General features: G+C 39.3%; 14 protein-coding genes. 11 read left to right on the top strand and 3 right to left on the bottom strand.

The window, feature by feature from the left end; all coding sequences use genetic code 11:
• The first annotated feature begins 123 nt into the window (after window positions 1–123).
• Window positions 124–987, top strand: coding sequence for a hypothetical protein (locus BPR_RS17505; protein ID WP_207636511.1), 864 nt, complete (start codon window positions 124–126; stop codon window positions 985–987).
• A 71-nt stretch (window positions 988–1,058) separates the two neighbouring features.
• On the opposite strand, the gene BPR_RS17500 is transcribed toward BPR_RS17505, so the two are convergent.
• The 3 genes from BPR_RS17500 to BPR_RS17490 form a co-directional block, all read right to left on the bottom strand.
• Window positions 1,059–1,604 carry a hypothetical protein gene (locus tag BPR_RS17500; RefSeq protein ID WP_013282835.1) on the bottom strand — a complete coding sequence of 182 codons (546 nt, stop codon included), beginning with the start codon at window positions 1,602–1,604 and terminating at the stop codon, window positions 1,059–1,061.
• Window positions 1,605–1,696: 92 nt separating this feature from the next.
• Window positions 1,697–2,404: an HD-GYP domain-containing protein gene (locus BPR_RS20160; RefSeq protein ID WP_013282834.1), complete on the bottom strand. Its 708-nt coding sequence runs from the start codon at window positions 2,402–2,404 to the stop codon at window positions 1,697–1,699.
• A gap of 298 nt (window positions 2,405–2,702) precedes the next feature.
• Window positions 2,703–3,074 (bottom strand): hypothetical protein, encoded by a 372-nt coding sequence (locus tag BPR_RS17490; protein ID WP_013282833.1) that lies wholly within the window; start codon window positions 3,072–3,074, stop codon window positions 2,703–2,705.
• 662 nt (window positions 3,075–3,736) lie between these two features.
• Here BPR_RS17490 and BPR_RS17485 point away from each other — a divergent pair.
• The 10 genes from BPR_RS17485 to BPR_RS17440 all read left to right on the top strand — a co-directional run bounded on the left by BPR_RS17485 (window position 3,737) and on the right by BPR_RS17440 (window position 16,555).
• A complete protein-coding gene (locus BPR_RS17485) occupies window positions 3,737–5,947 on the top strand; it encodes a hypothetical protein (protein ID WP_013282832.1) in 2,211 nt (736 codons plus the stop codon).
• Between the two features lie 74 nt (window positions 5,948–6,021).
• The gene (locus tag BPR_RS17480) at window positions 6,022–6,708 is read left to right on the top strand and encodes a hypothetical protein (RefSeq protein WP_013282831.1); all 687 of its coding nucleotides are present in this window, start codon (window positions 6,022–6,024) and stop codon (window positions 6,706–6,708) included.
• Window positions 6,709–6,817: 109 nt separating this feature from the next.
• On the top strand, window positions 6,818–7,804 hold the full coding sequence (locus tag BPR_RS17475; RefSeq protein WP_013282830.1) for a hypothetical protein: 987 nt from the start codon (window positions 6,818–6,820) through the stop codon (window positions 7,802–7,804).
• A gap of 14 nt (window positions 7,805–7,818) precedes the next feature.
• Window positions 7,819–9,213, top strand: coding sequence for a hypothetical protein (locus tag BPR_RS17470; protein ID WP_013282829.1), 1,395 nt, complete (start codon window positions 7,819–7,821; stop codon window positions 9,211–9,213).
• A gap of 58 nt (window positions 9,214–9,271) precedes the next feature.
• On the top strand, window positions 9,272–9,922 hold the full coding sequence (locus BPR_RS17465) for a hypothetical protein (protein WP_013282828.1): 651 nt from the start codon (window positions 9,272–9,274) through the stop codon (window positions 9,920–9,922).
• A gap of 138 nt (window positions 9,923–10,060) precedes the next feature.
• Window positions 10,061–10,564, top strand: coding sequence for a DUF3990 domain-containing protein (locus BPR_RS20155; RefSeq protein ID WP_013282827.1), 504 nt, complete (start codon window positions 10,061–10,063; stop codon window positions 10,562–10,564).
• Window positions 10,557–10,886, top strand: a complete 330-nt coding sequence (locus tag BPR_RS17455; protein ID WP_013282826.1) for a hypothetical protein — start codon at window positions 10,557–10,559, stop codon at window positions 10,884–10,886. Before BPR_RS20155 ends, BPR_RS17455 begins: the two co-directional genes overlap by 8 nt.
• A 139-nt stretch (window positions 10,887–11,025) precedes the next feature.
• Window positions 11,026–12,555, top strand: coding sequence for a PARP domain-containing protein (locus tag BPR_RS17450; protein WP_013282825.1), 1,530 nt, complete (start codon window positions 11,026–11,028; stop codon window positions 12,553–12,555).
• A gap of 143 nt (window positions 12,556–12,698) precedes the next feature.
• Window positions 12,699–15,473 carry an ATP-dependent helicase gene (locus BPR_RS17445; protein ID WP_013282824.1) on the top strand — a complete coding sequence of 925 codons (2,775 nt, stop codon included), beginning with the start codon at window positions 12,699–12,701 and terminating at the stop codon, window positions 15,471–15,473.
• A 101-nt stretch (window positions 15,474–15,574) separates the two neighbouring features.
• Complete coding sequence (locus BPR_RS17440) at window positions 15,575–16,555, top strand: hypothetical protein (protein WP_013282823.1); 981 nt, start codon at window positions 15,575–15,577, stop codon at window positions 16,553–16,555.
• The last annotated feature ends 92 nt before the right edge of the window (window positions 16,556–16,647 follow it).

Genomic DNA, 16,647 nt, shown 5'->3' with positions numbered 1-16,647 from the left:
TATATTCTAGCGCAAACATGTGTTTGCGTAAAGGCGATTCATCCCACAACCGATTTCATCGGAAAGGGTTTTCTCGTGCGTTATTTATAAAGGATAAATCGAATGAAATCAAAAATATCGCTAATGACACTAGGCATTATGCTGATATGCTCAGCTTGTGGTCAAAAAGAAGAAAACTGGCTTAATGCAGATTCACAGTGGCAAATCGAAGCGCCAGAAGCGGATTTTTCAAGTACAGAGCAGCTTGCAAATACAGAAAATATAGAAGAAAATGCTGAAAATATATCCAGCTCATCAGATGGCGCGAATGAATTAAAGGTAGATTCTGACGGATATAAAACCGCAGATTTTATAAACTGGCAACAGCAAGGAGACCTTGCTGTCAACTTCGATTTTCCCGTTGAAATTGTAGATGTGGCATTTATCTCGCCATCAGGACAAATCCTTGAGAAAAACAGCTTTGATTATAAAGGGCAAAATGGCAGCCTTGAATGGGCGGAAGGCGATAATGAATCAGGCATGACATGGGCTACATACCGTATACATAATGCTGAAAAAGGACAGTGGCAGATTAAATACAACCTGGGTAAAAATGATTCTATCAATTACTCTATCATTGATGATAGAGAAGAGGCTTATATAGATCCGGCAACAGAGAAACCTGCCGATACTGTAGATATTGTTGTAAAATCTATCTACACGCCAGTTACTAAATGGTCTGATACTGACAATGTTGTGACCGTAGATCTGGACAATGAACATAAGATGACTACCTGCATCTGTGAAAGACAGTATTTCCTTGAGAACTTAGATGGCCAAGAACTACATGCCGTTAAAGGAAGGCCGTTTGTTTTAGAGGCTGAAGACGGAACAATGTACGGATATGGTCTTGATACCAGTAAATACAGTAATAGTTCTTTGGGTGAATGGCAGAGCGACGGAACGTATACAACCATTGCTACTACAAGTGGCGCCTTATACAAATAATGTAAAATAGTACCCCTTGTTCGATTATCGAGCAAGGGGTATAAATATTAATGGTATGTAGTAATACGATATTAGTCGTCAAATTCTTCAAAATCACTGTCTACTTCAAGCTGCTTCATGACTGGCTCGGCCCCAAACACTTCTCTATACAGCTCTTTGAAATCCTGTGGTTCTTTATCTTGCACTTTGGTTTGTTCTGTTTGCCCTATGTGCAGGATATCTTTGGCTGTGCCAATCGTGGGATCATATATCATGGTCTTAACAAAAGCCTTTATTATTTTATTGTCTTTCTTTTTTCTCTTCTTTTTATTAGGCTTTATCACGATAGGTTCAGGCTCCAATAAAGCCTGTTCAATACCTTTGCGTTCTTTGAGCTCACAAAGCTCAATAAAAGATAACTTTTTTGAATATAATTTCTGATGCCATTCAGCATTACAATCCAAGCAAAAACAGTTCCTGTCATCATTTGCATATTGTTGGAGACGAACGTATTCTCCATAACGCAAATATCTGCGACATATGCGCGGATCAGTTTTTGTCGATGCAATAATATAACCGGTTTTAGGACTGCTACAGAACGGACAGTCATCTACTATTATCACTCTGCGTTTAAACATCAGTGGTTCCTCCATGTATTTATTATGGATATTCTACGATATTACTTTATTTGTGATTACGACAAAATAAAAGCACGCCAGTGGTGTGCTTTTTAGATTGCAATTGATAAATTGATCTGATCCTTGATGGGAGCAATGTACTGTGTGTCTATGCCTTGCTCATTTGTGAGAATTGAAAGCCCTTCTTCAAAAGAATGTGCTGCATGGTATGTCCTGGTCTCTGTGATCGCACAAAAGATATCAGCAACACTTATCAGACGCGCATAGGAGGTTATGTTCTCGTTTTTAACCTGATAATAACCATTTCCATCCAATTTTTCATGATGCATCAGAATTGCCTGCAAAACATCATCAGACATTTTAGGATAATGCTCTTTAACAAAGAACTCTCCGAGCTTTGGATGAGTATGTATCGCATAAATCTCAGCTGGGCTTAATTTAGAAGTCTTATCAAGTACATCTGTGCTGATAAATTTTTTCCCGATATCATGAAGCGCTCCAGCCAAAGTGATTTCCTTTATCTGCTTCTCAGAATATCCCATCTGCTCAGCTATAAAGAACGCCACAGAAGCTACGTTGTACATATGAGTTGCCAGGGTGGTATGTATTGGCTCATAGTGCAGTAGCGGTATGATGAAATCCATTTGGTCACGCTGTGATGTAAACAGCTCATCAACCTGTTTCATGATTTCATCATGAGGGTAAAAGTCCTCAACGAATTCATCCGGTGTGATCAGGTACTTATTGAAGTTGTACGTGGCCAGCTTTTTAACTCTGCAGGCCTGCGAAAAATCATGCATAATAAAACCATTTTCTAATACAAAACAAAAGTTGCTATTATATTATGGATATTTTAGAAAAATTTATACATATATAATCTAAAGAAAACGTTAAAATGAGCCGGCGGCTATAAAACGTGCATTTTTACGGATGTAATTTTATGCAGAAGTATTAGCATTCCATAATTTGCGAAAGCAGAATAAAAAAGGCTAATTCATGCAAGGGTTAGCCTTATTTTTATGGTGTTATCAAGTTATGTGACATAAAAATAGCCTCCGCATAGCAGAGGCCATTACAAATTCTTTGTATAGTAACTATTTACTGCAAAGCTTTGTACTTCATGAGATTGTCGCACAAGTGAAACTTTGCGCTATTGATATCATCTATGTATGCAAAGTCGAGGATCTCAAGATCCTGATTATTTTCTCGCTCAACCTTAAGATACTTGTTCTTTAGGATCCAGTCATACATAGTTGCAAGGGTTCTTTCTTCTGGTTCGCAGTTATCCAAAAATGCGCACAGAATGCCTACTGTAAGATGTTTTACGCATTTCTTTGCGTTGTCAGATAAAGTAGGATATTCCGGGATTTCCACCTTTACAATATCCTTTGCCACCTCCCTTGCATCCATCTCGCATGTTACATTCTGCGGAAGTCTGTTTCTTAAAGACAAATCATTCAAATCAGACATAATTATTCTCCTCCATATTTATTTAACTTATATTATGGATACATTATGAACAAAAATTTTATATGCAAAATTATATCATGCGCATTTTGAACAAAGATATTTGTGCAGAAAAAATTAATTTAATTTTAAGAGGTTATCGTTGGAATAGCTATAGATGTATATTATGTGGCTCTTTGTGTATTCCATAATATCATAGTGACAAATTAAGTGAGGTAATATGTCAACTACCACGCACATAAAGGTACGTGGCTTGCATCTACCCTGTAGTACGTCTAAGACTCCTACATTTTAGCGGTGTGACTTCCGTGGTGATGCATCATAGGGTGATTGACAGCACCCCTTGTAGACAAGATATGCTCATCTGCAACTGTATCAGGTACTCTGTATATTAACCTCACGGATAAATATATTCCCATGCCGTACAGAAAACGCTAAAGCTTGAGTATATTTTACGTAATACCAAGATTTATGTATTACAACCTCATATATACTTACCAATGTACAAAGAGTGCCTTTGGTGAGCAACACACCTAATGGTTTTCTCTTGGAACCTGTTGCTAAGTATATTATAGCACATATATTGTGTATAACAGCTTACAAGGCTCCTCCCACCTGCTAAAGCAAGTGGGTTTCCGCCTACAACAACTGAAAGGATTTTAATTATGAAGAAACACTTTGATTTTAACATCAGAAAGCCTAATATTCCGGATCCGTCAGACATTATTGATTGGGCAAAAAACCATAAAAAGATTGCAATAGGTGGCGGCATAGGAGTGGTGGCAATAATAGCTGCAATAGTCGGCATTTTAAGCTATATAAAAAAAGTTGAAAGACAGAAGGCGCTTGAAGCCGCTGTTATTGATTACTCACTTCAGGCCCTTACTATAGATCAGCTCGAAGGCGGAAATTATTACATCAAAGACGGGGATGTATTTTATAAGGTTGCTCCTGGTACATTAAGGGCAACAAAAGACATTGCGAGCATAGCTACACAGGCTGCTCCAGATGACAGACTCCTTATGTTTGGACCTGATCATGAACAGATTCCGACTTTATACAGGGATACTCAGCTGATATATAAATCATCTGATTTTAACAATCCTAATGCTGATGGCTCTGTAAGCGGAACTCCTACTGACTATTATCTCGAGAGATTTTCTGATCTTGGGTGGTCAATCGGACTTACAAGGCTTTCAAATCCTGATGGCACAAAATACAGAACAGCTGTCATTGAACAGAATTTCTATCCTGGCTGCAGCGCTGTGAGGAATCTGCAGCTTCAACAGGATGCTTCTCTTGTTATTGATAAGATCAACGGAGTTCCTATTACTGGAAGCAATGTTTCATCAGTAGGAACAGTGACTGGACTTACCATGGGAACAGAATATACCGTTGATGCTTATATTGGCACCACTCCTGTGGGCGGACAGGTAATGGCAGATGTTCACATGTTTGGCTCTTTTGAGCTTTATGACCTTAAAGATTATGAGCTTGATAGTACCGGATATGCAATCATCAATATACCCGATTACATGTGGTCAGGTTATTATTATATCAATGGCATGGGTCTTTTCAGATATGTTAACGGATATAAGGCTTATGGTACAAATGATGTTGAATACAATACAGCATATTTCATGGGCAAGGACAAAAACGGAAACATTATAACTAACCCTGCTCCTGCATCCACAACATCTGAAACAAACAAGAATACTGTTGATGCAAGTGACGTGGGCGAACCTGTTGAAGAGATGGATGAGCCATTTACTTACCATTACAAGGTAACTATTGATAACCAGCAGAAGAATATGAGCATCTCGGTTGCCTATTCAGAAGCCATGACGTATACCGATTCAGATGGGGATGGCGAATATGAGGTTGTTTCAGCTTCAGATGGTGCTCTTATTCCAGGGGCAGCTGTTCCTACAGCGACACTAACATCTCCAAGTGGTCAGGTTTATTCAATGACAAAGCTTGGAGCAGTAATGCAGGGAGGAATTGCATCATCCCTTGCAGATATGGCAGATGTATCTGCAGAGACAGAAGCTGAGCAGGCTGCAAATACATTAAATGCTACTATCGATAATCCCGACACCGGCACATGGACTGTAGACATCAAGGGAATGTACGCAAGAACATTTACGATCAGTACAGCATATGCAGGTTCAAGCACGAACATGATTGTAAAAAATGGAACAAATGCATCGACAATGAATGTATATGTTCCCGAGAACATGTCCGATGCTGTATTTAAGATGACATGGGATGAACTTGGGCATACCGGAGTATTTACGGTTATCGGACCTGAAGGAAAGACAGTTGCTACAAATGCAAGAGACAATAAGGGAGTATATAAGAGCCCTGATTCAGTACTTAGTGAACAGTATGGTGAAGTTGACCTTGCTCTCGGAAGCATTCCTGCCGGCGAATACAAGATCAAGATTACCGGAGAATCTCTTGGCCATGTATATTGGAACTACCTTGATAGAAATGAGGGCGACAATAGCTCGGTAATGGGAGAAAATGAGTATTCCGATGAGAGCAGCGATGAAAGCAGTGCTGAAACATCCGATGATGCAGATAAAACAGAAGTAACTTCTAATATGAGCAAAGATTCAAACGGACTTGAAGAAGTAAAGCTGGGCGAGCATGAAGAAGGTGATCTTACGGTTGAATTCACATTTGACACTAAGATTGTAAACGTAGTATTTACCTCTCCATCCGGAATTAAGAAGATAAAAAATAGTGACGGAGTAAAGTACAAAGAAAATGGTCTTGTTGCGACATACACTATTGAAAACGCCGAAGCTGGCGAATGGAAGGTTCAGTATATTGCAGGCGATAATACAAAGATCGACTGTGAAGTAAAATGAAAATTTGAGGTTTTAAGGCCCCGCCTTGCCGTAATGGCAGGGCGGGATATTTTTTATGAAAGGGGTATTTAGTTATGAAAAAGAGTCCTGTTGATTTTATACTTTTGGGTCTGGCAATCCTTTGCTTTTCGGTTGGAGGAGCAGTATATGTGTTTGGACAGCCATTTAGCATTGAGGATGCCCCTGTAATAGAGCAGGTGGCCGAGGATGTTGAAGAGGAAAAGAACGAAACAGTGACCCTTTCAAATGTTGTAATAGAAGGCCAGCAGACAAGCGAAAAGAAAAATTATGATACGGAGTATGGCAATAAAGAATATGACGCTGATATTGCAAGCGTTGTGCAGAAATGGACCGATACGGTTTTTGACCTTGGATACAGGCAAGTAGCATCAGGTTATGGCCCATATTCTGAAAATGTATTAAGAAACGCTCCGGCACTTCAGGTAGAATTTGGGGCATATCATTTTAAAGAAGGGCAGTTTCCTGAATTTTTAGCAAATGCCATAGTTACCCACGCTGCCCAGATGGAAGCAGACTTTGTTCCCTATGCTCAATTTGAACAAGATAATGTCGTATATCTTAATGGTACATTAAAGATAAAATTCCACTCTGGAGACGATATGAAAGACCTTGCTTCATTTTTGCAGGAAAAGGACATTGAACTCAATAAGCTTTATGAGATTCCGGTGTGTTTTGGGTATAGTAGTTCTACAAAAGAAATAATAAGTTTTGCATATAATTATAAAGCCGTGCAGCAATAAAATTTAATCATAAAACAGCCTCTTGATTACAGAATAATAATTATTTTTGATTGTACCATAATATAAAAGGTTTAAATTTTTAATGTTATTCATAAGCAGGAGGTAAGTTATGATTATCAAGACCAAAAAGAAAGGCGATGTTAATAAGAAAGTTGACAAGAAGACTTTCAGAATCGCACTTGTGGTTGCTCTTATTTTGTTCCTGACAGCAGTTGGCACAGCAGTTGTTGAACTTCATCAGATTAGTGCAGATATTGCAGATCAGAGAGCAAGACTCGAAAACTCTATCGCAGACAGTGTAACTTCTTATATGGAGACAAAATATCTGGCTGATATCGATGGTATCACCGGGGAGGGTGACTTAAATGGAAACGCCCTTACACAGGAAGAGATTGATGCACTTATGCAGGAAGTTATGTCTGTGTTAAATGAAAGTCTTAATGATGATGTATATAAGGGATTATCAACACTCGCAGTTGACGAGCTTAAATCAAAGATTGACCAGGCTATCCAGAATGCACTTATCAATAATAATATTGATAAGGATCTTATCAGTAATGAGATTCAGCTTCTGGTAATGAAGGCCCTTGAGTCTTATCTTAACGAGACACTTCAGCAGCTTGAGGAAAATAACACAAATATCTCTGAGCTTTCATCTATTATCAATCAGTCAAATACAAAGATCGACAACATTAAGAACTCAATCACCAATGTGCAGAAGAGTTATGAGGAGCAGATCGCCAACCTTAAAAAGATCGATGCAAACCTCGCAAAGCAGATCGAAGAGATTTTAAAGGGCAGCGCAAAGACTTCTGAAGAGTACAACACAAAGATCGCAAACCTTTTAAAACAGATCTCTGAGCTCAATCAGTCTCTTTCAAACGCTAACACTACTATTAACAATAATTACAACACAATCAATTCAAAGATTGATGAGACTAACAAGACAATCATCAATAACCAGACTGACATCAATAACCAGATTGAGAACATCAAAGAGGTTATTAACCAGAATCAGGAAAACAGCGTAAAAGCAAAGATCACAGCGCGTACAGATGGTGGAAATGGTAACCAGTTCATCATCGTTACTCCTTAAGAAAGAGGTGGCATATGTCAAAATCGTTTTCATTTCAGAAAATTCTGGCGTGCCTTATGATGGTTGTTGTACTTGTGGGTATTTATGCAGGTACAAAGCTTGATGTAAATGCTACAGTGAATGTTAGTACATCTTTCTCCATTACTTTTGATGGAGAGATAACCGAAGGCTATACTCCTGGTTCAAAGGTTGAACTTAAGGCAGATGCGACAAATGGTGGGCAGGCCTTTAAGGGATTTAGTTATGACAGCAGCATTATCAGATATCCTGGCATTACTTATGATGAAACAGTTAATAAGTTTGTCATGACATTTATAATGCCTTCATGCGATATTGCCATAAATAGTCTTTATGGCGGCGAATGGACACTGCAAAACGCAGGTTCATCAAGCCAGACTCTTGATGTAAATACATATAGTATTGCAGAAAAGGCGTGGATCCATAATGCTACAACTGGCGAGGATTTTTCAGGCCTTAATGGGAAAGTTACTCCTGGTGATGTAACGGTAACAACCTATGGCTCATCTACAGAGTCATTTAAAGTATCAATTGATGGTCAGAACTTTGTAAGTTATGCTGCAGGTCAGCCTGTTGTCATTAAGGCTCCTTATGTAGTAGGAAGCCAGGTTTTGTCTGATTACATCATAAGTGATGCTGGTGCCGTTCAGAGAAAAAGCTTATATGTAGATAGAGCAACAGGAACACTTTACCAGCAGACTATTATCAGTGGTATTACATCCGACTGCCTTATAACAACTTCTTATGAAGCAGGATGTCTTATTACCATAAAGGATAATCAGGGAAACTTGTTTGCAAGCGAAGTGTATCCGATCGGAGATATGGCTGTATTTGCGGTTCCTTCATCTCGTGGTGATTATCAGATAACAAAAATCACAGCAATGGATGAAGCTGCAAACATTGTATCTGCTGCAGTAACAAAACGTTCAGATGGAAATACACAGATTACTGTAAATGCAACCACAAATCGTGTTGCTATCGTTATCCAGTGGATGGAAGTAAGAGAAGATGAGACTGTTGAACAGGTTGCTGATCCATGGACAAATGGAACCTACAAGCTTGATGAAAAGGTGAATTCAACAGGTATCTTAAATGCATATAAGCTTGAGCAAATCGAGAATGCCAAGTCAGATTTTGACATTGTAAACAATCCCGATGTTGTGCTTGATGCGGATGATATCCAGAGAAACCGTGACCTTATTATTGAACTTCAGGATCAGCTTTCAGGAACAGGTAAAAGAAGCGAGGAAGATTATCACGAAGCTGTATACTTCTTCCGTAATCCTATCGTGACTTATGAAGATGGCACAACCGAAATGCTTGAAGGTTACTTCATGCAGAGAGGTTCTGATGTTCCAATGGCTAATGATAGTTGGTTACAGGTGGGCTAATATAAATGAAACGGGCTGGGATTTATTCCGGCCTGTTTTAATATAAAGGGAAACAAAGATGAAAAAAATTCAAATCCCCACAAAACTGAAGATCCTTTTTGTTGCCGTAGGTTTTGTAGCTCTTTATGCTTTTCTTTTTCTTGCACAGTTTTGGAATCCTATCGACTTTGGCAAGCTCTTTAATAAGAACGCTAAAGAAGAAACTGTTGATGTAGCTCCTGCAGAAATCTCCAAGGATGAAATTTCAAAAGAACCCGAGGAAGCTTCAAGACTTGCCCTTAGATTTTCTGAGATTATTTCATCTGATACATATACAGTTATTATCAAAGCAAAAGACATCACATATTATTACTCCCAGGATGGAACAGATGATATCTACATGGGCAGGTACGAAAATGGCAAGTTCAAGGATCAGTATAAATTAAGTGAAATAGAATTAAAGAGCTGGTCTGATGGAGAATGGCATGATATGAAGCTAAGTGATGATGTATATGAGTGCCTTACTGATTTTACAGAAGCGCTCGATGTTACCGGCAATCTCGTTTCCCTTAAAGTAACGAACGAAGAAACAGAGGAAGTATATAGCGATAAATATACTGAATGGGCAACGGTTACAGGGAAAGAAGGGGAGATTTTAAAAGTTGATATAAAGGGTGATTATCATACTTTGAATTGCACTTTACTTCCATATGCTACAGAATTTGAATAGGCGCAAGGATGCGCTTATTTTTATGCTTAAATTGCTTATTTGACGCTATTTGCTATAATATAGTTAACCATTCTTATTTTATCTAAGACAAGACATATTATATACATAAATTAATGATAGATAAGAAAGGAAGATAAAATGATTTTATATCACGGAAGTGATGCTCTCTTTGACAGGCCGGCTCTATCTAAATGCCGCGAAGGAAAGGATTTCGGAAAGGGAATATATCTTACAAGGGATTACGAACAGGCTGTCAAATGGGCTACCGCAAGGCAGAATAATCATGGGTATGTCTATACATATGAGATTAGGGATACTCTTTTAGCGGACACTCTTAATTATAAAATTAAATCATTGACTCGGTACGATAAAGAATGGTTGGATTTTGTAGTAAATTGTCGGTATAAAAAAGAGGAAAACGAATTTGATCTCGTGTATGACCGAATGGCCGATAGTACTGCAGCCGAAATATCAGATGCACTCGAAGCATATTATCTTGGAAAATTGAGCGTCTTTGAAACACTCGCCATAGTTCGCTCAAGGAAAGCAGAATATTGCCAATATTGTTTTAAGACGGAGAAGATTATAGCTAGTGAACTTCATGAAAGATGCAAACCGAAGGAGGTGTTTAAAAATGAATGAATACAGGGTAAAAAGTATTATTGCGGCATACTCCTCTATAACAGGAAATAAGGACATGCAGTCAATCATGAATGTTTTGAAAAAATCATATACCTTTAGCGAAATTCTTAAGGGCAATAACGAAGTGGTCAATTATGATAGCACTTTAAGCAACTTGCTGGATATTGTAAACGAGTTATCTCGAGATAGTAACAGCCCGGCAGAAATTGCTTTGATAAACCATGATAGTCTTGTTAAATATTTTGCTGCTGTAAGAGCTGCTAATCTGGCCAGCACGGATATATCACTTGCTGACTATGCTAAAGAACTTATGGTTATGTAATTTGATGAAGATTAAGCAGTAAACACAATAGCTCGCGCAATGCGCGGGCTATTTTTATGCATGTTTTTATTTTCTCCAATGCAAACCATTATTAGAACATAAACATTTTAATGTCAGATATAATGGAAGGAGAATAAAAATGGAAGCACTTGCAATCAGTGGACCTGGACAGGTTAAGATTGATTTTGATGGAACTGAAGGAGGCTTGTTTCAGGAAGTTGGAAAACTTATGAAGTGGGTAGCTCTTCCCGGTTCTATGACCATAAAAGTTGGAACAAGAACTGTTGTTATAGACAAAAGTATCGGAAAACACGGTGGAAGCCGCCTGCAGGTTTCTTACTCAGATCTTGAGGGATTAAAGCCCACGGTATATCCTTGGAAAATGCTTAGGAGAGTTGATGCAGCATCAAACAGATATGATTCTTATGAGATGCTTCCTCACAGCCTGGGAGAAAGAACAATTTCGTTCTCGGTAACGAAGGGACGTATTGGAGCAGAGCAGACTGACCTTAATAAGATCAAGAGAGAAACATATCAGCAGGATCCGATTCTATTCTGGGCTACATACTATGAAAAGCTTGAGGAAGGATATGAAGATTTCTCAGATGTAATGGTAAGAAATCTTCCTGAACGCCCAAGATTCCATGTAGTAGGACAGGACATCAGCTCTGTTGTGGTAAAAGACCACGATGCAGCATCGGAACTTTTTAACATTCTTTCTAAAGCTGCTCAGAACATGATCTTTGAGCAGCTCGACCCAACAATGCTTCAGATGAAGCAGCCATTTACAAAAGAGCAGATTCAGGCTGCCCGAGATATCTGGAATACACTTGGTAAGAGTAAAAATGTTGATCAGTTTAACTCAAAGATTAGGAAGATTCTAGCTCTTGCACCTAGACGTATTGATGCATACCATGGTCAGACGGTAGCTTCTTACCTTGCTAAGGTTGCCAGTTCTGATGAGGAACAGCAGGAGATCTACTCACAGATTATTGACAGAGAGGATGCTCTTATCCGCTCAATGGAAGCTGTATTTGCTATCAAGGCAGCAGAAGGAAACAAAGAAAATGTTGTAACCGGAGCTTTCCCTGGTATTACTGTTACAGAAGCAACAGAAGAGGAAGTTAAAAAGCTTAAAGATACAATGTTTAACGCTGATAAGGCATCTCAGGGACTTAAGGAGAGAGTTGTAAAAGTATGGAAAATTGATAATCCAGCTCAGAACGCTAAGTTTGATGCTTATGTTAAGACCAGAAAGAATAAGGGCACAAAGCTTTTGTTCCATGGTTCAAGAACTGAGAACTGGATCAGTATCATTAACCAGTCGCTTCAGCTTAACCCTAACGCTCAGATTAATGGTAAGGCCTTTGGCCAGGGTATTTATTTTGCCCTTTCTGCCGATAAGTCATTTGGATATACTTCTATCTGCCGCCGTTATACAGACGGTACTGGCTCTGCCGGATTTATGGGAGTATATGAGACAGCCTATGGTAAATCAGCAAATGCAAATCTGGTAAGAGACTACTCACAGAAGTGGATGGATAATAACGGATTCGACTGTCTGCACTATCATGCAGGGCACGATACTACATATTCTTTTGTACGAGATGAGATCGTATTCTACCATGAATCTGCCATGACAATCAGATATCTTATTGAGTTCGTCTAAATCACATGATAGGAGAAGCTTAGCTTCTCCTATTTTTATTGCCCGTAATTCTGCATGGATGGTGTTTTTATTTATTTCTATTTTTTCAATAATTATTATTGATAAACGAAAAAAAATGTCAGTTTATAACAAAGGAGAATAACATGAATAATATGAATGGACAGACACAGGTAGCTCAGGCACCTGCAACACAGAACAGTGCATGGAGCTTTTCAGCTTTCACAAATGCAAATATGTGCAATAAGGGACGTGAGTTTACTTTCGAGACAAAGGATACAAACCTTCCCGAGAACTATTACAGAAAATCTCTTATCATGGAGTGCATTAAGGCGGCTCTCCAGTGGGGAGAAAGAAGATCTGAGGCTATTATGGACTACCTTAACAGCCGTTATGACGACTGTGGATACAAGAACACTCAGCAGCGCCAGATGAATCTTCTCTGGGATCACAAGAGAGTTATGCGTTATCTTAACTGCGAAACCAGAAAGGCAACTTTCCTTGAAGGCGGAGTTATCGTAATGAATGGCCAGTCTGTAAAAGTTAAACCGGATGTATGCTTTATCGATGACAGTAAAAAGTCTATCGAGCTTGTCCGTTTCCAGGTTGGAAGACCTTATCTTACTCAGAGTGGTAAAAAGAATGCTGTTATAAGAGATCTTAAGCTCTTTTCTATGATCCTTTATGGTCGAGAGCTTGGTTATCAGAATATTACAGCTTCTATCTACTACCTTCAGAAGAATGATGATGTTATTAGCGGTCTTGCCGGTAAAAACTTCAACCCAGACTTCTTCGAGGGCGGTGGAAACATCGTAAGCCTTACAGATGAGGGCTACATGGGACATCCTACAGAGCTTGATAAGCTCATGGAAGATGCTTTTGCCGTAATGAACACCGGTATCGACGAGGAAAAGATGCATGCAGAGGATTGCGAAAAGTGCCCTAAGTATGACATCTGTCAGTACACACTTCCTCCTATCAGACTCGAGGAAGAGGCTTCAACAAAGGATATTTCAAATCTTAAGCTTACTCAGGCACAGACTGCTGCCGTAAATGTTACAAACGGATTCTGGCGTATTAATGCTGGTGCCGGAGCTGGTAAGACAATGGTAACCGCACTTCGCGTATGGAACCTTCTTAACCAGGGAGTAAGACCGGAAGAGATCCTTCTTATCACTTTCACCAATGCTGGTGCTAAAGAGATGAGAGACCGTATCCAGCTTTGTATTGAGACATTTAAGCTTAACTACAGAGTAAATCTTGATGACATGATCATCTGTACCTTCAATGCTTTTGGAGACCTTGTTATCGGCGATAACTATGCTAACCTTGGTTATACAAAAAAGCCTAAGATCATTGATGATGTAGAACGTTATGGAATCATTGCTCGTCTTATGAACGAGCATCCTATCCCATCATGGACGGGAGAGTCATTCCTTTACTACAATTCAAGACAGAAGCACCAGAAGGGAGCTCTTGCTATTGTCAGCGAGATCTTCAGAATGATCAAACAGAGAGGCGGAGATATTACAAATATCACTGCTTCAGATGTAAGAGATGCAGCTTATAACTGCGACGTTCCTGATGTTGCACTTATGGAGGTAATCAAGCTTTATCCTCTTTATGCACAGCAGCTCATGGACAGAAATCTCATCGAGTATGTGGATCAGGAAATCCTTCCTTTCCAGGTATTCGAGTCAGTTGATCCATCTTACCTTAATAACAGATTCCTGTTTAAGCACATTATTGTTGATGAGTTCCAGGATTCTAACGAGGGACAGATCGAGCTTTTGAAGATCCTTAAGACACTTCCTACATTCCAGTCACTTATGGTTGTAGGAGATGACTCACAGGCGATCTTCGGATTCCGTGAGACATCTCCTGAGTACATCATTAACTTTGCAAGCTACATCGGAGAACAGGTACAGGATATCTTCCTTGTGGAAAATCACAGATCAACTCCTGAGATCATCGAGTTTGCAAATAAGCTCAATTCTCTTAATAAAGAGAAAGTTGAAAAGGATCTTGTTGCTACAAGACCTTCAGGAGCAGGAGTTGTAGTTAATGGATTCTATTCAAGAGATGATGAATATGACTGGATCGTACAGAGTATCAAACAGCAGCTTGATAACGGAAGACGTCCTGAGCAGATTGCTGTTATCGCCTACACTAAGGCAGAGCTTCAGAGACTTGCAGATGCACTTTCTAAGCATAAGCTTCCTACAGTGCTTCTTGCTCCTGAAAAGCTCATGACAAACAGCCGTATCAGAGCAATACTGTCATTCGTAAGAGTGCTTGGAGATTCAGCTGATACCAAGGATGCCCTTATTGCGGCAAATGCTGTAGTTGGCGGATGCATCATGGATCTTCCTAACCAGAAGATCCAGCAGCTTGTAGACAATATTATTGTTAGAGCTGAGAACATCAGAAATGCAGCTTCACTTGCAGCAAAGAAGGACGGTCTTATGAAGTTCATCGATTCTATTGCCATGGACGATGAGACAGTTCAGGCATTCAAGGAGTCACTTGAGACTAAGGAATATGGCGAAATCCTTCAGTATTGTATCGATTTCTCATTATACGGAGAAGATACAGAGTACAGAAGAGTATCTAACTACCCTGGTATTGTTCTTACAACAGCCCATTCATCAAAGGGACTTGAGTGGCCAGTAGTTTATAATACTGTCACAAGATATCAGACACAGGCAAGAGTTTCTGAGGAAACAAGAAGACTTCTCTTTGTATCTGCTACAAGAGCTCGTGACGAGCTTTACATCAGCGGTACATATGCGGCATTTGGTAAGGGTGAGAACCTTGTCAAGAACCACTACCTGCAGGAAGCATTTGATATTGTTGGAAAGCAGTATAATCCAACATTCTCAACTTCAAAGAAAACCTCATATACTCCACTTAGTGCTTAATTTTAAAACCCGGTTGTTATGCAGCCGGGTTTTTATTTTGTCCAGGCTAATCCATTATTTGAATATCAGCTATTTATGTCAGTTAAGAAAGGAAAGAAAACATGTATTATGAAAAGGTCTTGGAAAATGCCACCAAAAAGGCCCTAACCAAGGGTATAAAGGTAGATCATCCGTATTTTGGCGATGTGTATCTGGTAGCAGATCCGGTAAAATGGGCAGAAGATAATCTTTATCAGACCATTAAGGCTGGGTGCGATGCACCAATTTTCTTTAAAAGCAGGATCTGCCGCATGGTCGGAGAACTTCAGGCTTATGAAGTAAGCAATATCATGACATTTTCCGATTATGCCAATATGGTAAAAACAAACGCGATACCAGGCAAAAGGCTTTATTTGGCTAGACACTATAATAAAAATGATAATTTCAATAATATATATTATAGCAAGGCGAAAAATGAGATCATGGGAGGAACATGGGATCAGAACTGCACATACCTGCATGACGAAAATTATGGTCTTACATGGCCATACCCGCTAGATGAAATGTATAAGCGAAAATCCGAATGGGGCGATATCTATTCCTATTCTGGATTTATGGGGCTTAGCGGTCCTGTATGGAAGATTGCCTTAAGAGACTGTACCGGGATTAAAATTGTTTCTGCCGAAATGGCCGCGGCTTTAAGAAAACTGCCAATGCCCATTGATCTTGACGAGGCGATCAAAGTTATGGACCAGGTCATACTGCCAAAAATGGTAGAAGATAAGCTAAAGCCGGTAAAGGAAGTTCCGTATTTTGTAGGCACTGCCCCAAGAATTGATTTTAACGGCGACAAGGACTGGTTTTCGCTTATAAGATGTGATATTCCAATAGTGTCTAAATATGCAAATGTAGCCTTTTTAAAAGAGCACCAAAAAGAGCTTATGTCTTATCTCGGGAAGGAGATAGAGCATAAGAAAAAATTTCAGCAGATTGGAGTTCCTATCAACTATTTCAAGGTTGGAGCTGCCGCGCTGACAAAAGTGCAGACAATGGTTCTTACATTGCAGCTAAAAACAGAATATGAAGATGATATTTATGCTTAAAAGAAGCTGGCACTCAAAAGTGCCGGCTTCTTTTTGCATAAAAAAGAGATAGACCTGGGCCACTAGATCTATCTCTTTGTAAACACTTTATT

This window comes from Butyrivibrio proteoclasticus B316, assembly GCF_000145035.1.
Taxonomy (GTDB): domain Bacteria; phylum Bacillota; class Clostridia; order Lachnospirales; family Lachnospiraceae; genus Butyrivibrio; species Butyrivibrio proteoclasticus.
Note: the sequence above shows the minus strand (reverse complement) of the source record. Positions and strands in the feature narration are given on the sequence as shown.

Excerpts from the sequence above, each read along its gene's own strand:
- BPR_RS17505 (WP_207636511.1), top strand. The coding sequence starts at position 124 with ATGACACTAGGCATTATGCTGATATGCTCAGCTTGTGGTCAAAAAGAA.
- BPR_RS17500 (WP_013282835.1), bottom strand. The coding sequence starts at position 1,604 with ATGTTTAAACGCAGAGTGATAATAGTAGATGACTGTCCGTTCTGTAGC.
- BPR_RS20160 (WP_013282834.1), bottom strand. The coding sequence starts at position 2,404 with ATGCATGATTTTTCGCAGGCCTGCAGAGTTAAAAAGCTGGCCACGTAC.
- BPR_RS17490 (WP_013282833.1), bottom strand. The coding sequence starts at position 3,074 with ATGTCTGATTTGAATGATTTGTCTTTAAGAAACAGACTTCCGCAGAAT.
- BPR_RS17485 (WP_013282832.1), top strand. The coding sequence starts at position 3,737 with ATGAAGAAACACTTTGATTTTAACATCAGAAAGCCTAATATTCCGGAT.
- BPR_RS17480 (WP_013282831.1), top strand. The coding sequence starts at position 6,022 with ATGAAAAAGAGTCCTGTTGATTTTATACTTTTGGGTCTGGCAATCCTT.
- BPR_RS17475 (WP_013282830.1), top strand. The coding sequence starts at position 6,818 with ATGATTATCAAGACCAAAAAGAAAGGCGATGTTAATAAGAAAGTTGAC.
- BPR_RS17470 (WP_013282829.1), top strand. The coding sequence starts at position 7,819 with ATGTCAAAATCGTTTTCATTTCAGAAAATTCTGGCGTGCCTTATGATG.
- BPR_RS17465 (WP_013282828.1), top strand. The coding sequence starts at position 9,272 with ATGAAAAAAATTCAAATCCCCACAAAACTGAAGATCCTTTTTGTTGCC.
- BPR_RS20155 (WP_013282827.1), top strand. The coding sequence starts at position 10,061 with ATGATTTTATATCACGGAAGTGATGCTCTCTTTGACAGGCCGGCTCTA.
- BPR_RS17455 (WP_013282826.1), top strand. The coding sequence starts at position 10,557 with ATGAATGAATACAGGGTAAAAAGTATTATTGCGGCATACTCCTCTATA.
- BPR_RS17450 (WP_013282825.1), top strand. The coding sequence starts at position 11,026 with ATGGAAGCACTTGCAATCAGTGGACCTGGACAGGTTAAGATTGATTTT.
- BPR_RS17445 (WP_013282824.1), top strand. The coding sequence starts at position 12,699 with ATGAATAATATGAATGGACAGACACAGGTAGCTCAGGCACCTGCAACA.
- BPR_RS17440 (WP_013282823.1), top strand. The coding sequence starts at position 15,575 with ATGTATTATGAAAAGGTCTTGGAAAATGCCACCAAAAAGGCCCTAACC.